Source organism: Thalassospira sp. CH_XMU1420-2, assembly GCF_037029325.1.
Taxonomy (GTDB): Bacteria; Pseudomonadota; Alphaproteobacteria; order Rhodospirillales; family Thalassospiraceae; genus Thalassospira; species Thalassospira povalilytica.
Genome location: NZ_JAYMEG010000007.1, coordinates 44,239 through 62,691 on the forward strand (window position 1 = coordinate 44,239; position 18,453 = coordinate 62,691).

Below are 18,453 nucleotides of genomic sequence, written 5' to 3' on the forward strand. Positions count from 1 at the left end.
CAGAAGGGAATTCACGTTAAACGCGCTTGGGGGACAGGCATGAAATTCGACATCACGATCTGGGGCGAGGCCACAGACGTCATTCGCAAAAACATCGTGATTTTTACTGCGGCGGTTGCGGCATTGTGGATCATGGATATCGTGATTTATGCCTTGCGGCCTGATATGGAATCACCGGATTTGCCGACCTATTTTGTCGGCGCGTATCTTGCCATTGCCTGTCACATGACGGTTTTGCGCAATGTCAGCGGGTTTTCCGCGGTGGGGGCGCTTGAAAAACGCGCTTTCTTCAAGTTCTTCATGCGCGGCTTTGCCGTGGCCATGGTGACGCTTATTCCGGCACTTTTCGTGATGGTTCCAATTTTGGCGATCCCCGAAATCAAGGCGGCGCCGGAAGACGTTCGGTTTTTCCTGGTGATGGTTGCGGTGCTTGCCTTTTACGGGGTAGCGATGCTGGTCGCACTTGGTTTGGTGGGGACCTGGCTGCCAGCAGCAATCATGGCCGATGGTTCGTCGATCCGGCGGGCATTTGCACGCGGTCGCAAAACAATCGGCTATGTGACGTCACGCCTGATCGTCGGACCGGGCGCCAATATCGTATTGTTCCTTATAACCGTGTTCCTGTTGCCCGGGCGGTTTTCCGAAGCCGTTCGCACATACACCATTCACGCAAGCGAACTGCAATTTGTGCCATTTGATATAGCCATGAGCGGTCTGGCCTATCTGGTATGGGCAACCGGCGTTGTTCTTGTCGCCGTGGTCCTGTCACGCGCCTATCAGCTTGGCGAGGCGCGTCTGGCTGATGCAAGCCAACCGGCAACCGAACTCAAACAGGCAGAGGCGATCTGAAATGGCGCAAGATAAAGAGACTGTCCAAACCAGCCCCAAACAGCCAGGTATCTGTAAGACCAGTTTTGTTGCGATTTTGCGCTGCTGGGCCAGCACTCTAATTGTGGCCATCCTGATGCTGGCAATGGCTTTCTGGCAGTTCGCAGCACCTTTTTCCGGCCAGGTCTATGTCATCTATGTGCTTGGGCTTGTCATCTGGGGATATTTTGCGCTGTCGCTGTTTGCTTGGTTGCAAAATGGGTACGCAGGCATTGCGGCATTCAAGGAATTTGATGCGTCGCGTGTCCGGCTTTTTTCAGGGCGTTATATTGTCCTGCAACTTCTTGATACCTTGCCCGCATCATTGGGGCTGTTTGTCCTGACCGGCCATTTCATGTTGTCTCCGGAAGACATGGCCAAGATCGAGAACCTGTCTGCCATAGGCATTTCCAGCATCTTAACCTTCGTGGTTCTTTGGATCGTTTTGGTCTTCTTTGCAACATTGTTGCCCGCGGCCCTTATCGGCGATGGAAGTGGCGTGGGACGTGCGGTTGCGAGAGGACGGAAGACTGTATGGTACGTTACAGGACGGGTTTTGCTGGGTCCTGTGTTGATGCTTTTTCTGGGCTCGATGATTGTAAATCTGGTTCAGACAGCAGGTGGGCAACCGCTGATATCAAGCGATGGCGCGCTGGCCTTTAACGCAACCTCAGTCATAACAATGGTGGTAAGCAGCCTTCAATATATTGTCATCGGTGCCATGATTGTTGTGATCGTATCGCGTGCCTATCAACTGGGCGAAAAGCGTTTGACGGCGGAGCAAGCAAATATCGCTTCAGATCCATCACTTGCTCATGAATGACATTGTGCATCATGGTGGCGGGAATGGTTAAGCCAACCAAGCCAAGGGCGTATGTTACAGGCATCTGGGCAAAAAGCTTTGATGTGATATGCGCAAACTGGCGTGCTTTGGCATTTCTTTGTGGCGCATTCGCTTTGATCCGATACTCTTTGCTCTATGTCGGCGGGGGTATGGTCGATTTGATCAATGCCGGGTTGGAATTCGCATTCGAATGTGCCGTTCTATATGTCACGTGCTTCTGGTTGATAACTGGAACCACCAAGCTAGGAATGCGCAGCCTGCTGCGGTTTGTTCCGCGCTACTTATTTTTAAGCCTGCTGGTTTCTGTGCCGTCCATTCTTTACTTTCTGACTGTTGACGGGACGTTGATTTTAACCACAAGCGATATCAGGGATCTGGCAGGCGACAGCACGTCTCTGGAACATTCAATGATACTTGTCGGAGGTCTGATCAGGACGATCTTCGCCCTGATTTTGTTTCTGTTCGTGGCGACCTGGGTGCCTGCTGTCATATTGAAATTTGACAAGGGGTTGTTGCGGGCTGTCAAACGAGGATGGAGAACACTGGCCTTTGGTCTTACGGGACTTTTGATTGGTCCGTTTCTGTTTTCACTGATTGTGGATGTGACGTATCTCTTGCTGGGCGACCTTTCGATCGGATTATTGGCTGAAACGGGTGGTGGGCTTACTCGGCTTCCTCTTCTTTTCGTGTTGGGGGCATTGTTTGGTGCAGGCAAGTTGCTGATTGTAAATGTTCTGCTTGGCACCGTTGCATCCCGGACCCTCATTCTCGGAGAAGAGCGGCTGCGCAAGGATCACATACCGGGCGAGGACGGGCTAGGTTTGTCGGCCCGATAACGCAAGACCTTCGCCAGAACCCAGAATGCCGGGTCAGCGTGATGTCGTGACCGCGCTTCCAGGTCAAACCGGCAATCGCCATATACCGGTCTGTTTACGGAAAAGACTGGTGAGAGATGGGGGCCAAGATTGTAGCGCACAACGACTTTAAGGCCTGGATACTTCAGGACGCATGGGACGTGTTCTGGCAATGCCGGTCTGTCATTGCTGCGGCGTTGCTGTGGATGGTTCTGTTTACGGCTTTCGATGCGATATTGCCGCGTTCGGGGGTGCTTGGCCCGGACGGGGCAATTTCTGTTTGGGGTGGGATCTGGTTTGTTGCCCGCTTTCTGATCAATGCGGTGGCCGTGGTCAGTGTTGCATTCTGTGCGCATGTTTCCGTGCTGACCAGATCGGCCGGATGGTCCGCGTTTAGCATCGTCGACCGCAGGGCTACCGGAATGTTCTTTGCCGGTATGATCTTACTGGCACTGCTGATGGCGGTGATGATTCTGATCTATCAGCTGTTTCTTGTCCCCGATATTCTGCGGTTGTTAGTGGGTAATGATGACGTGGAAGCCAATACCGAGGGGCTCGGGATTGGTGCTGTCGTCGTGATGGCTTTTCTGTGTCTGGTTGCGATGGCAGCCACATGGGGTGGAGCCGTGATTTGTGGCGCTGACCCATCATTAGTCGCGACATGGTCCCGCGGAAAAACAACATTCCGGTTCGTTCTTTGGCGGATGGTTGGCATCTTCCTTGTTCTGCCGGTAATCGCGGCTCTGTTCGTACCTGTGACGGGGCAGGTGGTCGCGATTGTGCAGGCAATCGGAATTCCCGCCGATACCGGATTGCTGGTGATTTCAGCAATTTTCAACGGAGCAATGACATGCTTTGTCATTGTGCTGCTTTCGGTGATTTTTTCCCGCGCTTTTATCATCTCTTTGAAATCATGACGGAATCCCTTTAATGCGGGATTTGCAAACTATCGGTGTGTTATCGGCTCAATAGGTAATTTTATTTCAAAATTGTCGCCCATATAAAAATAAACTTGATTTAGGTCAGTGTTGCTTGCCAAATAACGTCAAGAAGACTGACCTAATGAGGATGCCATGACGATCCAATGGAACGAGATGATTGTGCCCGATGCCCGTGCTTTGCGGGCGTCGGAAATTCGTGATTTGCTGAAGGTTGCCGAGCGCCCGGAAATTACCTCGTTCGCCGGTGGGGTGCCGGACCCGGATCTTTTCCCGTTGTCTGATTTTCATGACATGTTTGATGGCCTGACCCGCGATGAGACGGCCGGCCGTCGCAGTCTGCAATATTCGATCAGCGAAGGTCTGCCGGGATTGCGCCAATGGATTGCCGATGATCTGGCCCAGTCGGGGGCGACCCGCAATATCGACAATATCCTGATCACCTGCGGGGCGCAGCAGGCACTTGATATGATTGCGCGCCTATTGCTGGAGCCCGGCCGCGAGATTGTACTGGAAAAGCCAAGTTACCTTGGCGCCATGCAGGCCTTTTCGATGCGTCGGCCAAGCTATGTCGGCATCAATATGGATGAAGATGGTCCGGTCATTGCCGAACTTGATGCGGCCTTTGCCAATGGTGCACGCATTGCCTATCTGGCACCCGATTTCCAGAACCCGACCGGTCGGTCCTATAGCCTGGATCGCCGGATGGCGGTTCTGGAAACGGCGCGCAAATATGGCGCGGTGATTATCGAGGATGCCGCCTATTGCAAGCTGTCCTATGAAGGCGAAACTCTGCCATCGCTTCTGGCACTTGATGAAGCGGGCAGCAATCCGGATGCCGGTTGCGTCATTCAGCTGGGCACGTTTTCCAAAACGCTGGCCCCGGCCTTGCGCATTGGTTGGGTAACCGCACCGCGCCCGGTGATCCGCCAACTGGTTCTGATGAAGCAGGCGGGCGATCTGCATGTTTCAACCATCAATCAGGAAATTGCGCTTCGTGCCTCAAGCAAGCTGTTCCCGGCCCATATTGAAACCCTGCGTGATGCATACCGCGCCAAGCGCGATGCGATGCTGGGTGCGATGGATGAATTCATGCCAGATGATGTCAGCTATTCCCGGCCCAAGGGCGGCATGTTTGTATGGTTAACATTGCCTGACAATATTGACGCCCGCGCCCTTCTGGTCGAGGCAATGGAAGGCGCCAAGGTCGCCTTTGTCCCCGGTCAGGCCTTTTTCTGTGACCAGTCGGGGCGCAATACTGCCCGGTTCAGCTTCGCCACCGAAAAGCCCGAACGCATTCGCGCCGGGATCGAACGCCTTGCCGATCTGATCCGGCGCAAGGACAACCAGTAGAAAAAAAGAACCCGGCAGCAGGGTGGGGGATTTTGCTGCCGGGCGACTGCCTGTCCGGGGGATTATGACAGGCAATTTCATATGTACTCGGGGATGTTTATGCCTGACCCAGCATGGCCTTAAGCACCAAGGCCGCAAGCCCGACCCCGACGATCCCGCCGATATAAAGCCCGATAAACCAAAGCAGACGTCTGGTTCTTTCCGAAGTGATGTGCGGCATTAATGATACCCCTCGTCACTGACCTTTCCGCGGAACACCCAATAGGCATAAGCGGTATAGGCAAAGATCACCGGCAGCAGGATCACGGCCCCGACCAGCATGAAGGCAAGGCTGTTTTGCGGTGCCGCCGCGTCTCGGAATGTGATCATTGGCGGGACGATATTGGGATAAAGCGTGATGCCAAAACCCAGATAGCACAGGAAAAAGATGCCAAGCGTAATGCCAAAGACCGTCTTTTCCCGATGCGAAACCGCCCGCCACAACCAGACTAAAAGCCCGGCCGTGATCAATGGGATCGGGGCCAGAAAGGCCAGATTGGGCATTGCAAACCAGCGTTCGGCATAGGCCGGGTTGACGTAAGTGGTCATCAGCGACACTACAGCAAGGTTTGCCGCCATCCAGATCACGGCCGGTTTGGCAAGACGGCGCAGATTGCCCTGAAAATCGCCTTCCATCTTCATGATCAGCCAGCCGGTACCAAGCAGGGCATAGCCGACAACAACCGCCGTGGCGCAAAAGATCGAAAACGGACTGAGCCAGTCAAACGCCCCGCCGACAAAGCGGCCATTTTCAACGGCAATGCCCTCGATAAAGCCGCCCAGCATCGCACCCTGCATGGCGCTTGCAATGATTGACCCGGCCGAAAAGGCGATATCCCAATGTTTCTGATGGTTCTTGCTTTTGAACCGGAATTCAAACGCCACACCCCGAAAAACAAGGGCAAGCAGCATGACAAACACCGGAATGTAAAAGGCCGTCATCAGCAGTGAATAGGCCTTGGGGAAGGCGGCATAAAGCCCGCCGCCCCCCAGCACCAGCCAGGTCTCATTGCCATCCCAGATCGGGGCGACCGTATTCATCATGCGACCGCGTTTGACCGGGTCCTTGATGAACGGAAACAGAATGCCGATCCCAAGATCAAAACCGTCGAGCGTGACATAGGCGAAAACCGCAACCGCGATCAAAAGAACCCAGATCAGTTGATAATCCATGATCATTCTCCTGCCTGCGGATTGTTATGCGCGGCCAATTGACGGCCCCCGGCACGAAGGAATTCACCAGTCGGCACATGGGAGTTCCGCGGATCATGGTTCATGGCGCGCAGGATATAGGCCGTGCCAACCCCGAACACGATGGAATAAACGACAACAAAGGCGATTAGTGATCCGGCAATTGCCGTGGCGGTTACGGGTGATCCGGCTTCGGATGTGCGCATCAATCCATAAACCACCCATGGCTGCCGCCCGACTTCGGTGGTGAACCAGCCTGCCAGAATGGCGACAAAGCCGCTTGGTCCCATGACCAGTGCAAAGCGATGCAAATGCTTGCAGTCATAAAGCTTGTGCCGGAACCGGGCGATCAGGCTTGCGATGCCAAGCAAGGCCATCAAGACCCCGATGCCGACCATGATCCGGAATGTCCAGAAAACGATCGGGGCATTGGGGCGGTCTTCCGGTGCGAAATCCTTAAGCCCCGTGATCTTTCCATCCCAGTCATGGGTCAGGATCATCGAGCCCAGCTTGGGGATTTCTATCGCGTATTTTGTTTCCTCGGCCTTCATGTCGGGCAGGCCAAACAGGATCAGCGGTGCGCCGTCGCGGGTTTCAAAATGGCCTTCCATCGCGGCAACCTTGGCCGGTTGATGTTCAAGCGTATTAAGCCCGTGCATGTCACCTGCGACGATCTGGATCGGGGCGACAATGGCTGCCATCCACATGGCCATGGAAAACATGATGCGGGCCGCGCGGTTTTCCCGATCGCGCAACAAATGCAGCGCCCCGACGGCACCCACGACAAAGGCGGTGGTCAGATAGGCGGCCAGCACCATATGAACCAGACGATAGGGGAAACTTGGATTGAAAATCGCATCGATCCAGCTTGTGACAACCGCACGACCATTTTCAATCACATAGCCATCAGGTGTTTGCATCCAGCTATTGGCCGACAAAATCCAGAAGGCCGAAAACAGGGTGCCAACCGCAACCATGGTGGTGGCAAGAAAATGAAGCTTTGGCCCGACCCGGTTTAAGCCAAACAGCATGATGCCAAGGAAGCCGGCCTCAAGGAAGAAGGCGCTTAGAACTTCATACGCCATCAACGGGCCGATCACGCCGCCGGTAAATTCCGAAAACGGTCCCCAGTTCGTACCAAACTGATAGGACATCACAATCCCGGACACGACCCCCATACCAAAGGCCAGCGCAAAGATTTTCAGCCAGAATTTGTAAAGTGCCAGATAGGTGTCATCACGGGTGCGCAACCACATCGCTTCAAGCACGAACAAAAAGCTCGCAAGCCCGATGGTGAATGACGGGAAAATGATGTGGAATGAAACGGTAAAAGCAAACTGTATGCGTGCCAATATTTCTGCATCAAGCATTGGCGTTGGTCCTTCTATCAGGCAAAGCCTTCCTGTCCGACCCCGTATTTCACTGCAATGCGAAACCGTTCATTGATTGACCTGACGAGCTTAAACCATCAATCAGGAGCCGGTCTGTATAAGGAAATCGATAGAAGTTTGCGAGAAATGCTGCATTGCGCATTCGCAATTTACATTTGGAAAATTTCCAATTCCTGGGCCAGGAAGATCAACCGCCCTGATCCAGACACAGCTTTTCCAGCGCCAGTGAACTTTGCGTCTGTTTGCGTTCCTTGTGACGCAGGACCATGAATTTGCGTGGCGGGATGGGGAAGCTTGCGCGCGCCAGGCGACCCTGCGCGATCAGGGAACTGACCGCGAATTGTGAAACAGCGGTGGCAGCCGTGCCGGTTTCAACCGCGGTAATGACTGCTTCGTTACTGGGCAGGACCAGCGCGGTTTTAAGGCGCGCCGGATCAATATCAAGATCACGCAACGCGCTTTCGAATTCCGATCTGGTACCTGATCCGGTTTCGCGCAGGATCCAGTTGGTCTGGGTGATCAGGGCCTGTGCGGTCAGCGGCCTGCCATCGGCCCAGGGATGCTTGGGGCCAACCACAATCACCAGCGCATCTTCGGCAACTTCGCGCTTGGCCAGGGCGGGTTCATCAATGTCGCCTTCGATAAAGCCGATATCGGCGGCCCCGCCACGCACGGCATCCGATACGGTTTTGGTGTTGCCGATTGTCAGGTGAATTTCAATGCCGGGATACTGGTCATGAAACTTCATCAGGAACGGCGGCAACCAGTAACTGGCAATGGTTTGGCTGGCATAAACGTTCAAATCACCACGTTGCATGCCACCCAGTTCGGCCAGTGTCAGTTCGGCGGCACGCGCACGGGCCAGTGTTGATTTGGCTTCATCCAAAAACAGTCGCCCGGTCTGGGTCAGTTCAATCCGCCGACCAACCCGGTTAAACAGCGCCACGCCATAAAAACCTTCCAGGTTCTTGATTGCCGAACTGACCGCAGACGGGGTTAGGCCAATGGCCTCGGCCGCGCGGGTCAGATGTTCGCGTTCGGCGACGGCAACAAAGATCTGCAATTGTTCAAGCGTCATCATGGCGTTGGTATCTTCCACTGTGGTCTGGCGTCTTTCCCGCCCATGCCGGGGGACTTTAAACGCGGGGCAGAGTCCGGCGCCGCGCACTGGGCTGTTTGCAATGGCGGGGCCGCGTGATGGGGGGCTCGCCTTAATCATTCGATTTAATCGAATAAAATATGAATTTTTATTCGATGGAAGTAAATGGTTTGGCGTGAGATTTTCCGACTGTGATCAAAACACAGGAAAATCATGTTTTTTAACACCCGCATCAAACCGATCCTGCCCGGACTTGCCGTGACCCTTATGGTCGCGCTTGCCGCCAAGCTTGTCGAGCATGCCGAACGTGTTTTGCTGGGGCGGGGCTGGGTGGAAAGTCTGGTCTTTGCCATTCTGATCGGGGTGGTGGTGCGATCCGTGTTTGGTCTGGCGCCGCGTTATTTCGCCGGGGTGCGGTTTTGTGGCAAGACGGTGCTTGAAATTGCCATCGTATTGCTGGGCGGGTCAATCAGTGCGCAGGCCATCGGATCGGCCGGGGGCGGGCTGGTGGCGGCAATCATTGCCGTTGTCTGTATCAGCCTGTTTGTCAGCTATCATATCGGGCGTGCACTTGGACTGACCCGGCATCTTGCGATGCTGGTGGCATGTGGCAATTCGATTTGCGGTAATTCGGCGATTGCCGCAACCGCACCGGTGATTGATGCACGGTCGGACGATGTGGCGGCATCGATTTCCTTTACCGCGATACTTGGCGTTCTGTTTGTTTTCATCCTGCCGATGCTGCATGCCGGGCTTGGATTATCCGCCACCCAATATGGTGTTTTTTCGGGCCTGACGGTTTATGCAGTGCCACAGGTTCTGGCCGCAACCGCACCGGCTGGGGCCTTGGCGGTGCAGGTCGGCACATTGGTCAAGCTGATCCGGGTTTTGATGCTGGGGCCGGTGATTTTCAGCCTGGCGCTGATTGGCGGGCGGGCACGTGAAACCCGTCTTCCGATTGCGCAGGTCGTGCCATGGTTCATTATCGGCTTTATCGTCATGATGACGGCCCGTTCGTTCGGGCTGTTACCGGAATTTGCCCTGGGCGGCATGAAAACCGTGTCTTCGTTCCTGACCATTCTTGCCATGGCGGCATTGGGATTAAGTGTTGATATCCGCAATGTCATGCATGTCGGCGGGCGGGTTGTGGTGGCGGCCCTGATGTCGCTTGCAGTGCTTTGCATGCTAAGCGGTTTTGTGATCGTGCTGCTTGGCACGGCGTAGAATTTACCCACCCACCGTCCGGATAAAAAAATACCCGCTGCCTGAATGGGTAAAGGCAGCGGGCAAGGAAGAAGAAGCCACGGAAAGGGTAGGAAAACCGTCAGCATCTTCCGGCGTTTCGGGGAGTGGGCATCATGGGGGATGACACCGGATGCGAAACGCCACGGGTAACACACAGAAATCAGGTTTCAGAGATCAGCGGGTTTTGCTCCTCGGCCTTTTTAAGGGCCTTCCATTCGTCGTCGCTGAATATTCTGGATCGGGTCAGGAAGCGTTTGCCTTCGGGCCCCTCAAGCGAAAACATCCCGCCACGCCCGTCCACCACATCAATGATCAGTTGGGTATGTTGCCAATATTCGAACTGGGCACGTCCGATATAGAACGGGCTGTCTTCGATCTTGCCCAAAAGCACATCCTGATCGCCGGTTTTGAATTCCCCGTCCGGGAAGCACATCGGGGCACTGCCGTCACAACAACCGCCCGACTGATGAAACATCACCGGGCCATGGATGGATTTAAGCTTCCTGATCAGTTCAATCGCCGCATCGGTTGCGGTAACCCGGTCGGGGATGGTTTCTGATCCGGTCATGGGGATCTCCTTGGTCGCGAAAAATGACCGGACGCACAGGGGAGGCCATGCGCCCGGCCGCGATCATTGCGCGATCAGAAGAAGCCCATCGGTTTCGGATCATACGAAACCAGCAGGTTCTTGGTCTGCTGATAATGGTTCAGCATCATCTTGTGGTTTTCACGGCCGATGCCCGACTGCTTGTAACCGCCAAAGGCCGCATGGGCCGGATACAGGTGATAGCAGTTGGTCCAGACACGACCGGCCTTGATTTCCCGGCCAAAGCGGTAGGAACGGTTTGCATCGCGCGTCCAGACACCGGCACCCAGGCCATAAAGCGTGTCATTGGCGATGTGAAGGGCTTCGGCTTCGTCCTTGAACGTGGTGGCGGATACAACCGGGCCAAAGATTTCCTCCTGGAAAATCCGCATGCGGTTATGACCTTTGAAGATGGTCGGCTGGATATAGAAACCACCGGCAAGATCGCCGCCAAGATCGGCCTTGTCGCCACCACACAGAACCTGTGCGCCTTCCTGCTTGCCGATGTCGAGATAGGACATGATCTTTTCCATCTGCTCGGTCGAGGCCTGCGCACCGATCATGGTATCGGTATCAAGCGGGTTGCCCTGTTTGATACTGGCAACGCGCGAAAGCACGTTATCCATGAACTTGTCATAGATGCTTTCCTGAATGATGGCGCGCGACGGACAGGTGCAAACTTCCCCCTGGTTCAGGGCAAACATCGCCATGCCTTCGGCGGCTTTCTGACGGAAATCATCATCGGCGGCCATGACGTCTTCAAAGAAGATGTTTGGCGATTTGCCACCCAGCTCCAGGGTCACCGGAATGATGTTTTCCGATGCATATTGCATGATCAGGCGGCCCGTGGTGGTTTCACCGGTAAAGGCGACCTTGGCAACGCGGTTGCTTTGCGCAAGCGGCTTGCCGGCTTCAACACCAAAGCCCTGAACGACGTTGACCACGCCCGCCGGGATCAGATCGGAAATCAGTTCCAAAAGAACGCAGATTGATGCCGGGGTCTGTTCTGCGGGTTTCAGGACAACGCAGTTGCCAGCCGCCAATGCCGGGGCCAGTTTCCAGACCGCCATCAGGATCGGGAAGTTCCATGGAATGATCTGACCAACCACACCAAGGGGTTCGTGGAAGTGATAGGCGACCGTATTGTCGTCAATCTCGCCCAGCGATCCTTCCTGTGCGCGGATGGCACCGGCGAAATAGCGGAAATGGTCAATCGCAAGCGGGATGTCAGCAGCCAGCGTTTCACGCACGGCCTTGCCATTGTCCCAGGTTTCGGCGACTGCCAGCATTTCCAGATTGGCTTCCATGCGGTCGGCGATTTTGTTGAGCATGTTGGCGCGTTCGGTCACCGATGTTTTGCCCCAGGCCGGGAAAGCGGCATGGGCGGCATCAAGCGCCTTTTCGATATCGTCGGCGCTGGAACGGGCGACCTCGCAGAACGGTTTGCCATTCACCGGCGACACATTTTCAAAATACTGGCCCTTGGCCGGGGCGACCCATTCGCCGCCAATGAAGTTCTCATAACGGCCCTTGAAGCTGACCGGACTGCCGGCGTCATTTGGATTCTTGTAGATCATTTTGGTTCCTCCGAGATCGACAGGCGATTTTTTCGCCCGCTTTTTGATTGTGACGCCGCCTTATCCGCAAAGGTCGTGCCACTTTGATCCGAACAGCCAGGACTTTGTGGAAAGTGCTTTATTTCAGTTGGTTGTCTGTATCCGGGGGCGGGATGCACGGCTGCGGGATCGCGGAACAGTCGTGAACAGGTGGCGCAAAGTGTTCCAAAAATGGAACACTGCTGATTGCGGGGGATTTTTCCAGCGAAACTGTTTGGCGTAGGGGCCCCGCCATATGGTAGGATTGCCCCTGTGATCGGATGCAGCAAAAGCTGCGCGACCGGAAAATTCCGGACAAAACACCGACACAAGGGAGATAGCGTCTATGTCAGGAAACATTCCCGGCGGACGGATAGAAGCGGCACTGCAACTCAGCGGTGGTGCGCAAAATCGTGCGGTGCTTGAAAGCTGGCAACGGTGTGAACAACGGTTCGGGCTGGCTCATGACACCTTGCGCCGTCCCGAAGTCATATCCGAAAGCCAGACCCGGCAACTGCGTGATCGCAACGGGCGGCTTTATCATCATGCCCATGATCTGGTGCGCACGCTGTATCGCAAGATCGATGCGTCGGGCTATGCGGTATTTTTGACCGATAATAGCGGCGTGATCCTTGACAGTGTTGCCGCCCATTCGCTGTTGCCGTCCTTTCGGACCAACGGGCTTTTGCCCGGTGCAGTCTGGAGCGAGGAACGCGAAGGCACGAACGGTATCGGCACCTGTATCGTCGAAGGCCGCCCGATCACCATCCACAAGGACGAGCATTTCCTGTCCCAGCATTCGGTGCTGACCTGCACGGCTGCCCCGGTTTTTGACCCGGATGGCAAGGTCTGTTCGGTTCTTGATGTGTCGGCAGTACGCGATGATATCAAACGCACCGATTGCCTGCGCGTGCGCGGCATGGTGGCCGATTATGCCGATGCGCTTGAACGTATCCTGTTTTTTGATGAACGGGCAGGTGACGTGATCCTGCATCTTCATCCAGAAGCACGCCATGTCGGATCAACCCGTGACGCGATGATATCGATCGCACCCGATGGCACGATCAGCGGTGCGACATCAACCGCACGCCGTATTCTGGCGGCAGCAAACAATTCCACAGACATTGCGCAGATGTTTGAAATGGATGTGGATGACCTGTTGTCGAAATTTGCCAATCAGGATCAGGGGGCGGCCCCGGCGACCGCGTTGAATATTTCCGGGGGCGGGGTTTTGTTCGGGTCTGTCACCATGCCCGAACGGATGCGCCGTCGCTATGTCGGGCGATCGACCCCGATCACGACAAGGGCGCCAAAGGCAGCAAAACCGGCCGCACAAATTGCCGATCGCGATCCTGCCCTGCGCCGGATTTACGATATCGGTGTGCGCCTTCATGCGCGCGATATCAATATCCTGATGTCGGGCGAAACCGGCAGCGGCAAGGAATATCTGGCGCGCCATATCCATGAAGCAACCCTTGGAAAATCCAGAAATTTTGTCGCCATCAATTGTGCCGCACTGCCCGAAGGATTGATTGAAAACGAACTGTTTGGTCATGCGGGCGGGGCCTTTACCGGGGCGGCGCGCGACGGGTTTGGCGGGCGCATCCGCGAAGCCAATGGCGGGACTTTGTTCCTTGATGAAATCGGTGATATGCCGCTTTCTGCACAGGGGCGGTTATTGCGGGTTCTTGAAAGCCGCACGGTCGAACCGCTTGGCAGTACCAAGTCGGTAGCAGTTGATTTCCGTCTGATCTGTGCCAGCAATGTCGATTTGAACCAAGCGGTGGCGGACGGGAAATTCCGCGAAGATTTGCTCTATCGGATCAAGGGGGCGCGTCTGGCCGTGCCGCCGTTACGTGAACGCAGTGATCTTGTTGATTTGATCGGGCGGTTGCTGGCCGGGTTGTCGAACGATTATGTGCAGTGTTCTGACGCGGTGATTGATCTTCTGACCCGTCATCGATGGCCGGGCAATGTGCGCGAACTGATCAATGTATTGCAATATGCCAGCGTCTTTGCCGACCATGGCGTTATTGAACGTGATCATTTGCCCGATGATTTCCGGGTTGAGGTCGTAAAACCCGTATTGTCGGCCCGCGACAGTATCGAGCAGGCCGAACAGGGGGCCTTGCGCCAGCTTCTGGAAAGTCATCACTGGCATATCAGCAACACGGCCAAGGCCCTTGGCATCGGGCGCAACACGCTTTATCGCCGCATGGCGCGACTGGGAATAGAACGGTCAGGATAGGGCGTGATGCCCTGATGTCCTGACCGTTCGCTTTCAGTGTCCCCAATGATGTCAGGCAATATCACGCAAGAACTGCTTCACGGAGTGATCGAGCTTTTGCGCGCGTTCTTCCATGCTTGCGGTGGCGGCCCTGACATCACCGGAAGCCGCATCGGTTTCATCGGCGGCGTCCATTGCCTGTTGAATGTTGCTGGCAACATCGCGGGTGTTTTGCGCAACGTTTGAGATTTTCGACGAAATTTCAGTCGTTGTGTTGCTTTGCTGATTGATTGAATCGGCAATGCCGGCCGTGTCGTCATTGATCACGCCAATGGTTTCGACAATTTCGCGGATGGCGGCAACCGCATCACGGGTTTCCGATTGGACCGTGGCGATCTGTTCGGAGATTTCATCGGTTGCGCGTGCGGTCTGTGACGCAAGGTTTTTGACCTCGTTGGCGACAACGGCAAAGCCCTTGCCGGCATCACCGGCACGTGCGGCTTCGATGGTGGCGTTCAGTGCAAGCAAATTGGTCTGTCCGGCAATATCAGTGATCAGTTTGACGACTTCGCCAATCTTGTCAGCCGATGTTTCCAGGACAGACATTTTTTCATTGGTGCTGTTGGCTTCGTTTTGAGCCCGCGACATGGTTTCACGCGACTGGGCGATGCGCTGGCTGACCTCATATACCGATGCGGTAAGTTCCTCGGCAGCAGACGCAACAGATTCCGCATTATGGGCGACTTCCGATACGACAGATGCAGCATCACTTGCGCGTGCCTTGCTTGTTTCCGCGGTGCGGCCAAGTGTGGAAGCAGAATTGCGCAGCTTTTCAAGGGCCATTCCAACATCAGCCAACAGATCGCCGGTCGTGTTTTCAAAGTTCTTGGTCAGCTTTTCCATAAGTTCGGAACGTTGTGCCTGGGCGCGTTGAAGTTCGGCCTCCTTGGCGCGCATTTCGCGACGTTCGATCGCGTTTTTCTGGAATACCTTGACGGCTGTGACGATATCGCCGACTTCATCGCGCCGGGTGATTTCCGGGATGGCGGTGTCAAGCTTGCCCTCGGCAATTTCAAGCATCCCGGTGGTCAGTCCGCGAAGCGGGGCAATGGCCCGGATGTTCCAGATGATCAAAACGATACTGATCGCAAGCGAGGCCACCAGCATGCCGATCATGACAATCGAAAAGTTGCTGGCGACGGTTCTGGCCGATACGGAAATCAACTGGCTTTTGGCTTCTTCATGTTCGATCAGTGCATCGATGCTGGCGCGCCAGTCGGCAAAGGCCGGTGCGGCTTCTGCGTTGATCAGGTTGATTGTCGATGAAAATTCACCTGCCTTGCGAAGGCCGACGACCTTTTCGATGATGGGGGCTGCGCGTTCTTCAATCGCCTGAATTTCAGCAAAAAGCTGCTGTTCCTCATCCGATGATGTTTGTTCGGCAGAAAGGATTTCGGCCATGCCCTGGGCGGCCTCGGCGTAAATGGCGGCCTGTTCATTGATGATGGCGACTGTGGCGTCAACCTCATCCTGGCTTGCGACCAGTGCCATGTCGCGCACGGCAATGGCGCGGTCCTGCACACTGCCGCCCAGATTGATGGCGTAGCGTTGCTTGACCCCGTTGATGTCGGTGATCTGGGTGAAGGATGTGTTGATCTGATTTACAAGAACGACGGAAATCGTTGTCAGGATACTCATAAGTGCAAGGATCGCGACATAACTGATGATCTGTCGTTGGCCAAGTGAAAGCGACACCTGTTTCTTCGAAGCGTTCATCCGGACGTTACTCCATGATCTGCTATCTCTGCCGGGTCATCTTGTTTTTCAGGCTTCAATTCTATGTCGACGTGACCGCGTGCGTTTGGATGGCAGTATATTATTGGTTGTAGGTCCGGTGACGATATCATAACTCTGCGTCGTCATTGCACAGTCTGTTTTGCCGTTTTCACCCTGTGGAATAGGAGGCAATGGCAAAAACGGTTTTGACCGATCATTTCCGGTCAATATCCAAATGTTTTGATTGTAGAATGGGCCGTTATTGTTTTAAGTATCGGCAGGGTTTTACAGGATTGTTTTATGTGTGGAATTGCCGGTTTATGGCTGTCTGGACAGAGTGACGCAAGCGGATTGGGCGATGCTGTATCGCGCATGAACACTGCGTTGCATCATCGTGGTCCCGATGGCGGCGATGTCTGGGTTGATCAGGAAAACGGGCTGGCCCTGGGGCAGCGCCGTCTTGCAATCATTGATCTTTCCGATGCCGGCAAACAGCCGATGCATTCGGCCAATGGCCGTTATGTCATGGTCTATAACGGCGAAATTTATAACGCGCCCGAACTGCGTGAAAAACTTGCCGCTGCCAATATCCAAGTCGCCTGGCGCGGGCATTCCGATACCGAAGTCATCCTTGAATGCATTGCCCATTGGGGGGTGCGCGATACGGTCAAACGCCTGATTGGCATGTTTGCCATCGCACTTTGGGACAAGCAGACCAAAAAGCTGACCCTTGTGCGCGACCGGCTTGGCATCAAGCCGCTTTACTGGTCGCGCTATGAAGGCAATATCGGTTTTGCGTCCGAGGTAAAGGCGCTTCTGGCGGGCAATGCGATTTCACGCGAAGTCAATCGTTCGGGGTTGGAAGCCTATTTGCGGTTTGGCTATGTGCCATCGGGGCTTTCGATCTATTCGCATGCCAAGATGCTCAAACCCGGTCACATTCTGGAAGTGTCATCGCATGATCAGGCAACCGAATTTGCCTATTGGTCGGTCGAAGACGCCGTTCTGAACGGACAAAAGCACGCCTGGAGCGGCGATGATCAAAGTGCGATCGATGCACTTGAAGATTTGCTGCGCGATGCGGTTCAGCGTCGCATGGTGGCCGATGTGCCGCTTGGCGCGTTTTTGTCTGGCGGGATTGACTCATCGACCATCGTTGCCCTGATGCAGTCGGTCTCGGATCGGCCGGTCAAAACATTTTCGGTCGGGTTCGAGGACGAAGCCTTTAACGAGGCGGCCTTTGCCGGGGAAGTGGCGCGCCATCTCAAGACCGATCACACGGAACTTTACGTCACGCCCCAGGATGCGCTGGATCTGGTGCCGAAACTTTCGGAAACCTATGACGAGCCGTTCTTTGACAGTTCGGCGATCCCGACCTATCTGATTTCGGCCCTGACGCGCAAGGAAGTCACGGTTGCCCTGTCGGGTGATGGCGGCGATGAAACATTTGGCGGTTATACGCGCTATCTTTGGGCCAAGCAGCTTAGTGCGGCGGCGGGCAGTATTCCGTTCGGGGCGTCGCTGGTGTCGCGCGGGCTGACCATGCTGTCGCCCGAACAGTGGGACAATCTGGTCGGGTTGGTGCCCGGCAAGCTTTCGACCAGCGCGATTGGCGATAAAATCCACAAGGCGGCACCGCTTCTGGCGATCCGTGATGATATTGATCGCTATCATGCGCTGTTGTCATTGTTTGATACCGACAAACTTCTGGGCAGCCGTTCCACCCGCAAGAAATTCCGCGTGCCGGGCGAAAAGTTCTGTCGCAACCGCAATCTTGATTATGTCTCGTCCATGCAGGTCATGGATACGATGATGTATATGGTCGATGATGTCCTGACCAAGGTAGACCGGGCATCAATGGCCAATTCGCTTGAGGTCCGCGTACCGTTTATCGATCATCGCGTGATCGAATTTGGCTGGCGTTTGCCCGCACGGCTTAAAATGAACGGATCGGTGGGCAAGCATGCCTTGCGTCAGATCCTGTATAAATATGTGCCGCGCGAAATGATCGACCGGCCGAAAACCGGTTTTGGTGTGCCGCTGGCACAGTGGCTTCGCGGGCCGTTGCGCGAATGGATGGGCGATCTTTTGGCCAATGACGCACTTTATAACGATTTCGGCCTTGATCGTCGCCAGATCGAAAAATTGCAGCAGGAACATATGAGCGGCAAGCGCAACTGGGGCCATCAGCTTTGGACGATTTCCATGCTGTCTGACTGGCAGAAACGCTGGTTGGCCTGATCGAACGATCAATTTCCGCATCCCGTATCCAATCTTTGATGAGCGCCCCGCCTGAATTTCAGGCGGGGTTTTTCAATTTGTTTCAAAAATGAACTTTTGATCATTTTGCGCTGGCTATCCGGCCCAATGTGGCGGTGGCATGTTTCTCGGACATGGCTGCGTCGAATAAATGTCACAATTCGAAACTTGAAAATTTTCGAAAATGAA

General features: G+C 54.9%; 15 protein-coding genes. 8 read left to right on the forward strand and 7 right to left on the reverse strand.

The window, feature by feature from the left end:
* Positions 1-39 precede the first annotated feature (39 nt).
* From WA429_RS18500 to WA429_RS18520, 5 genes are all read left to right on the forward strand, one after another.
* Positions 40-849, forward strand: a complete 810-nt coding sequence (locus tag WA429_RS18500) for a hypothetical protein (RefSeq protein ID WP_287466639.1) — start codon at positions 40-42, stop codon at positions 847-849.
* Position 850: 1 nt separating this feature from the next.
* A complete protein-coding gene (locus WA429_RS18505) occupies positions 851-1,690 on the forward strand; it encodes a hypothetical protein (protein WP_287466640.1) in 840 nt (279 codons plus the stop codon).
* A gap of 23 nt (positions 1,691-1,713) precedes the next feature.
* Positions 1,714-2,547: a hypothetical protein gene (locus tag WA429_RS18510; RefSeq protein WP_287466641.1), complete on the forward strand. Its 834-nt coding sequence runs from the start codon at positions 1,714-1,716 to the stop codon at positions 2,545-2,547.
* A 116-nt stretch (positions 2,548-2,663) separates the two neighbouring features.
* Positions 2,664-3,482 (forward strand): hypothetical protein, encoded by an 819-nt coding sequence (locus WA429_RS18515; RefSeq protein WP_287466642.1) that lies wholly within the window; start codon positions 2,664-2,666, stop codon positions 3,480-3,482.
* A gap of 156 nt (positions 3,483-3,638) precedes the next feature.
* Positions 3,639-4,856, forward strand: a complete 1,218-nt coding sequence (locus tag WA429_RS18520) for an aminotransferase-like domain-containing protein (protein WP_287466643.1) — start codon at positions 3,639-3,641, stop codon at positions 4,854-4,856.
* 97 nt (positions 4,857-4,953) lie between these two features.
* Here the strand turns inward: WA429_RS18520 and WA429_RS18525 are convergent, their stop codons facing one another.
* The 4 genes from WA429_RS18525 to WA429_RS18540 all read right to left on the reverse strand — a co-directional run bounded on the left by WA429_RS18525 (position 4,954) and on the right by WA429_RS18540 (position 8,576).
* The gene (locus WA429_RS18525; protein ID WP_287466644.1) at positions 4,954-5,076 is read right to left on the reverse strand and encodes a DUF2474 domain-containing protein; all 123 of its coding nucleotides are present in this window, start codon (positions 5,074-5,076) and stop codon (positions 4,954-4,956) included.
* On the reverse strand, positions 5,076-6,068 hold the full coding sequence (gene cydB / locus WA429_RS18530) for a cytochrome d ubiquinol oxidase subunit II (RefSeq protein ID WP_443082687.1): 993 nt from the start codon (positions 6,066-6,068) through the stop codon (positions 5,076-5,078). The genes WA429_RS18525 and cydB overlap by 1 nt, the downstream gene beginning before the upstream one ends.
* 2 nt (positions 6,069-6,070) lie before the next feature.
* Positions 6,071-7,456, reverse strand: a complete 1,386-nt coding sequence (locus WA429_RS18535; RefSeq protein ID WP_287466646.1) for a cytochrome ubiquinol oxidase subunit I — start codon at positions 7,454-7,456, stop codon at positions 6,071-6,073.
* A gap of 208 nt (positions 7,457-7,664) precedes the next feature.
* Positions 7,665-8,576: a LysR substrate-binding domain-containing protein gene (locus tag WA429_RS18540; RefSeq protein WP_336107733.1), complete on the reverse strand. Its 912-nt coding sequence runs from the start codon at positions 8,574-8,576 to the stop codon at positions 7,665-7,667.
* Between the two features lie 213 nt (positions 8,577-8,789).
* Between WA429_RS18540 and WA429_RS18545 the strand changes: the two genes are divergently transcribed.
* Positions 8,790-9,800, forward strand: coding sequence for a YeiH family protein (locus tag WA429_RS18545; RefSeq protein ID WP_287466647.1), 1,011 nt, complete (start codon positions 8,790-8,792; stop codon positions 9,798-9,800).
* A 181-nt stretch (positions 9,801-9,981) separates the two neighbouring features.
* Here WA429_RS18545 and WA429_RS18550 read toward each other — a convergent pair whose 3' ends face one another.
* Positions 9,982-10,389 carry a DUF779 domain-containing protein gene (locus WA429_RS18550; RefSeq protein ID WP_068518686.1) on the reverse strand — a complete coding sequence of 136 codons (408 nt, stop codon included), beginning with the start codon at positions 10,387-10,389 and terminating at the stop codon, positions 9,982-9,984.
* 74 nt (positions 10,390-10,463) lie between these two features.
* Positions 10,464-11,984, reverse strand: coding sequence for an aldehyde dehydrogenase (adh, locus tag WA429_RS18555; RefSeq protein WP_101247754.1), 1,521 nt, complete (start codon positions 11,982-11,984; stop codon positions 10,464-10,466).
* Between the two features lie 364 nt (positions 11,985-12,348).
* Between adh and WA429_RS18560 the strand changes: the two genes are divergently transcribed.
* The gene (locus WA429_RS18560) at positions 12,349-14,250 is read left to right on the forward strand and encodes a sigma-54-dependent Fis family transcriptional regulator (RefSeq protein WP_287466648.1); all 1,902 of its coding nucleotides are present in this window, start codon (positions 12,349-12,351) and stop codon (positions 14,248-14,250) included.
* 51 nt (positions 14,251-14,301) lie between these two features.
* Here the strand turns inward: WA429_RS18560 and WA429_RS18565 are convergent, their stop codons facing one another.
* The gene (locus WA429_RS18565; RefSeq protein WP_068518683.1) at positions 14,302-16,005 is read right to left on the reverse strand and encodes a methyl-accepting chemotaxis protein; all 1,704 of its coding nucleotides are present in this window, start codon (positions 16,003-16,005) and stop codon (positions 14,302-14,304) included.
* Positions 16,006-16,305: 300 nt separating this feature from the next.
* On the opposite strand from WA429_RS18565, the gene asnB reads away from it, so the two are divergent.
* The gene (asnB, locus tag WA429_RS18570) at positions 16,306-18,246 is read left to right on the forward strand and encodes an asparagine synthase (glutamine-hydrolyzing) (RefSeq protein ID WP_114113544.1); all 1,941 of its coding nucleotides are present in this window, start codon (positions 16,306-16,308) and stop codon (positions 18,244-18,246) included.
* The last annotated feature ends 207 nt before the right edge of the window (positions 18,247-18,453 follow it).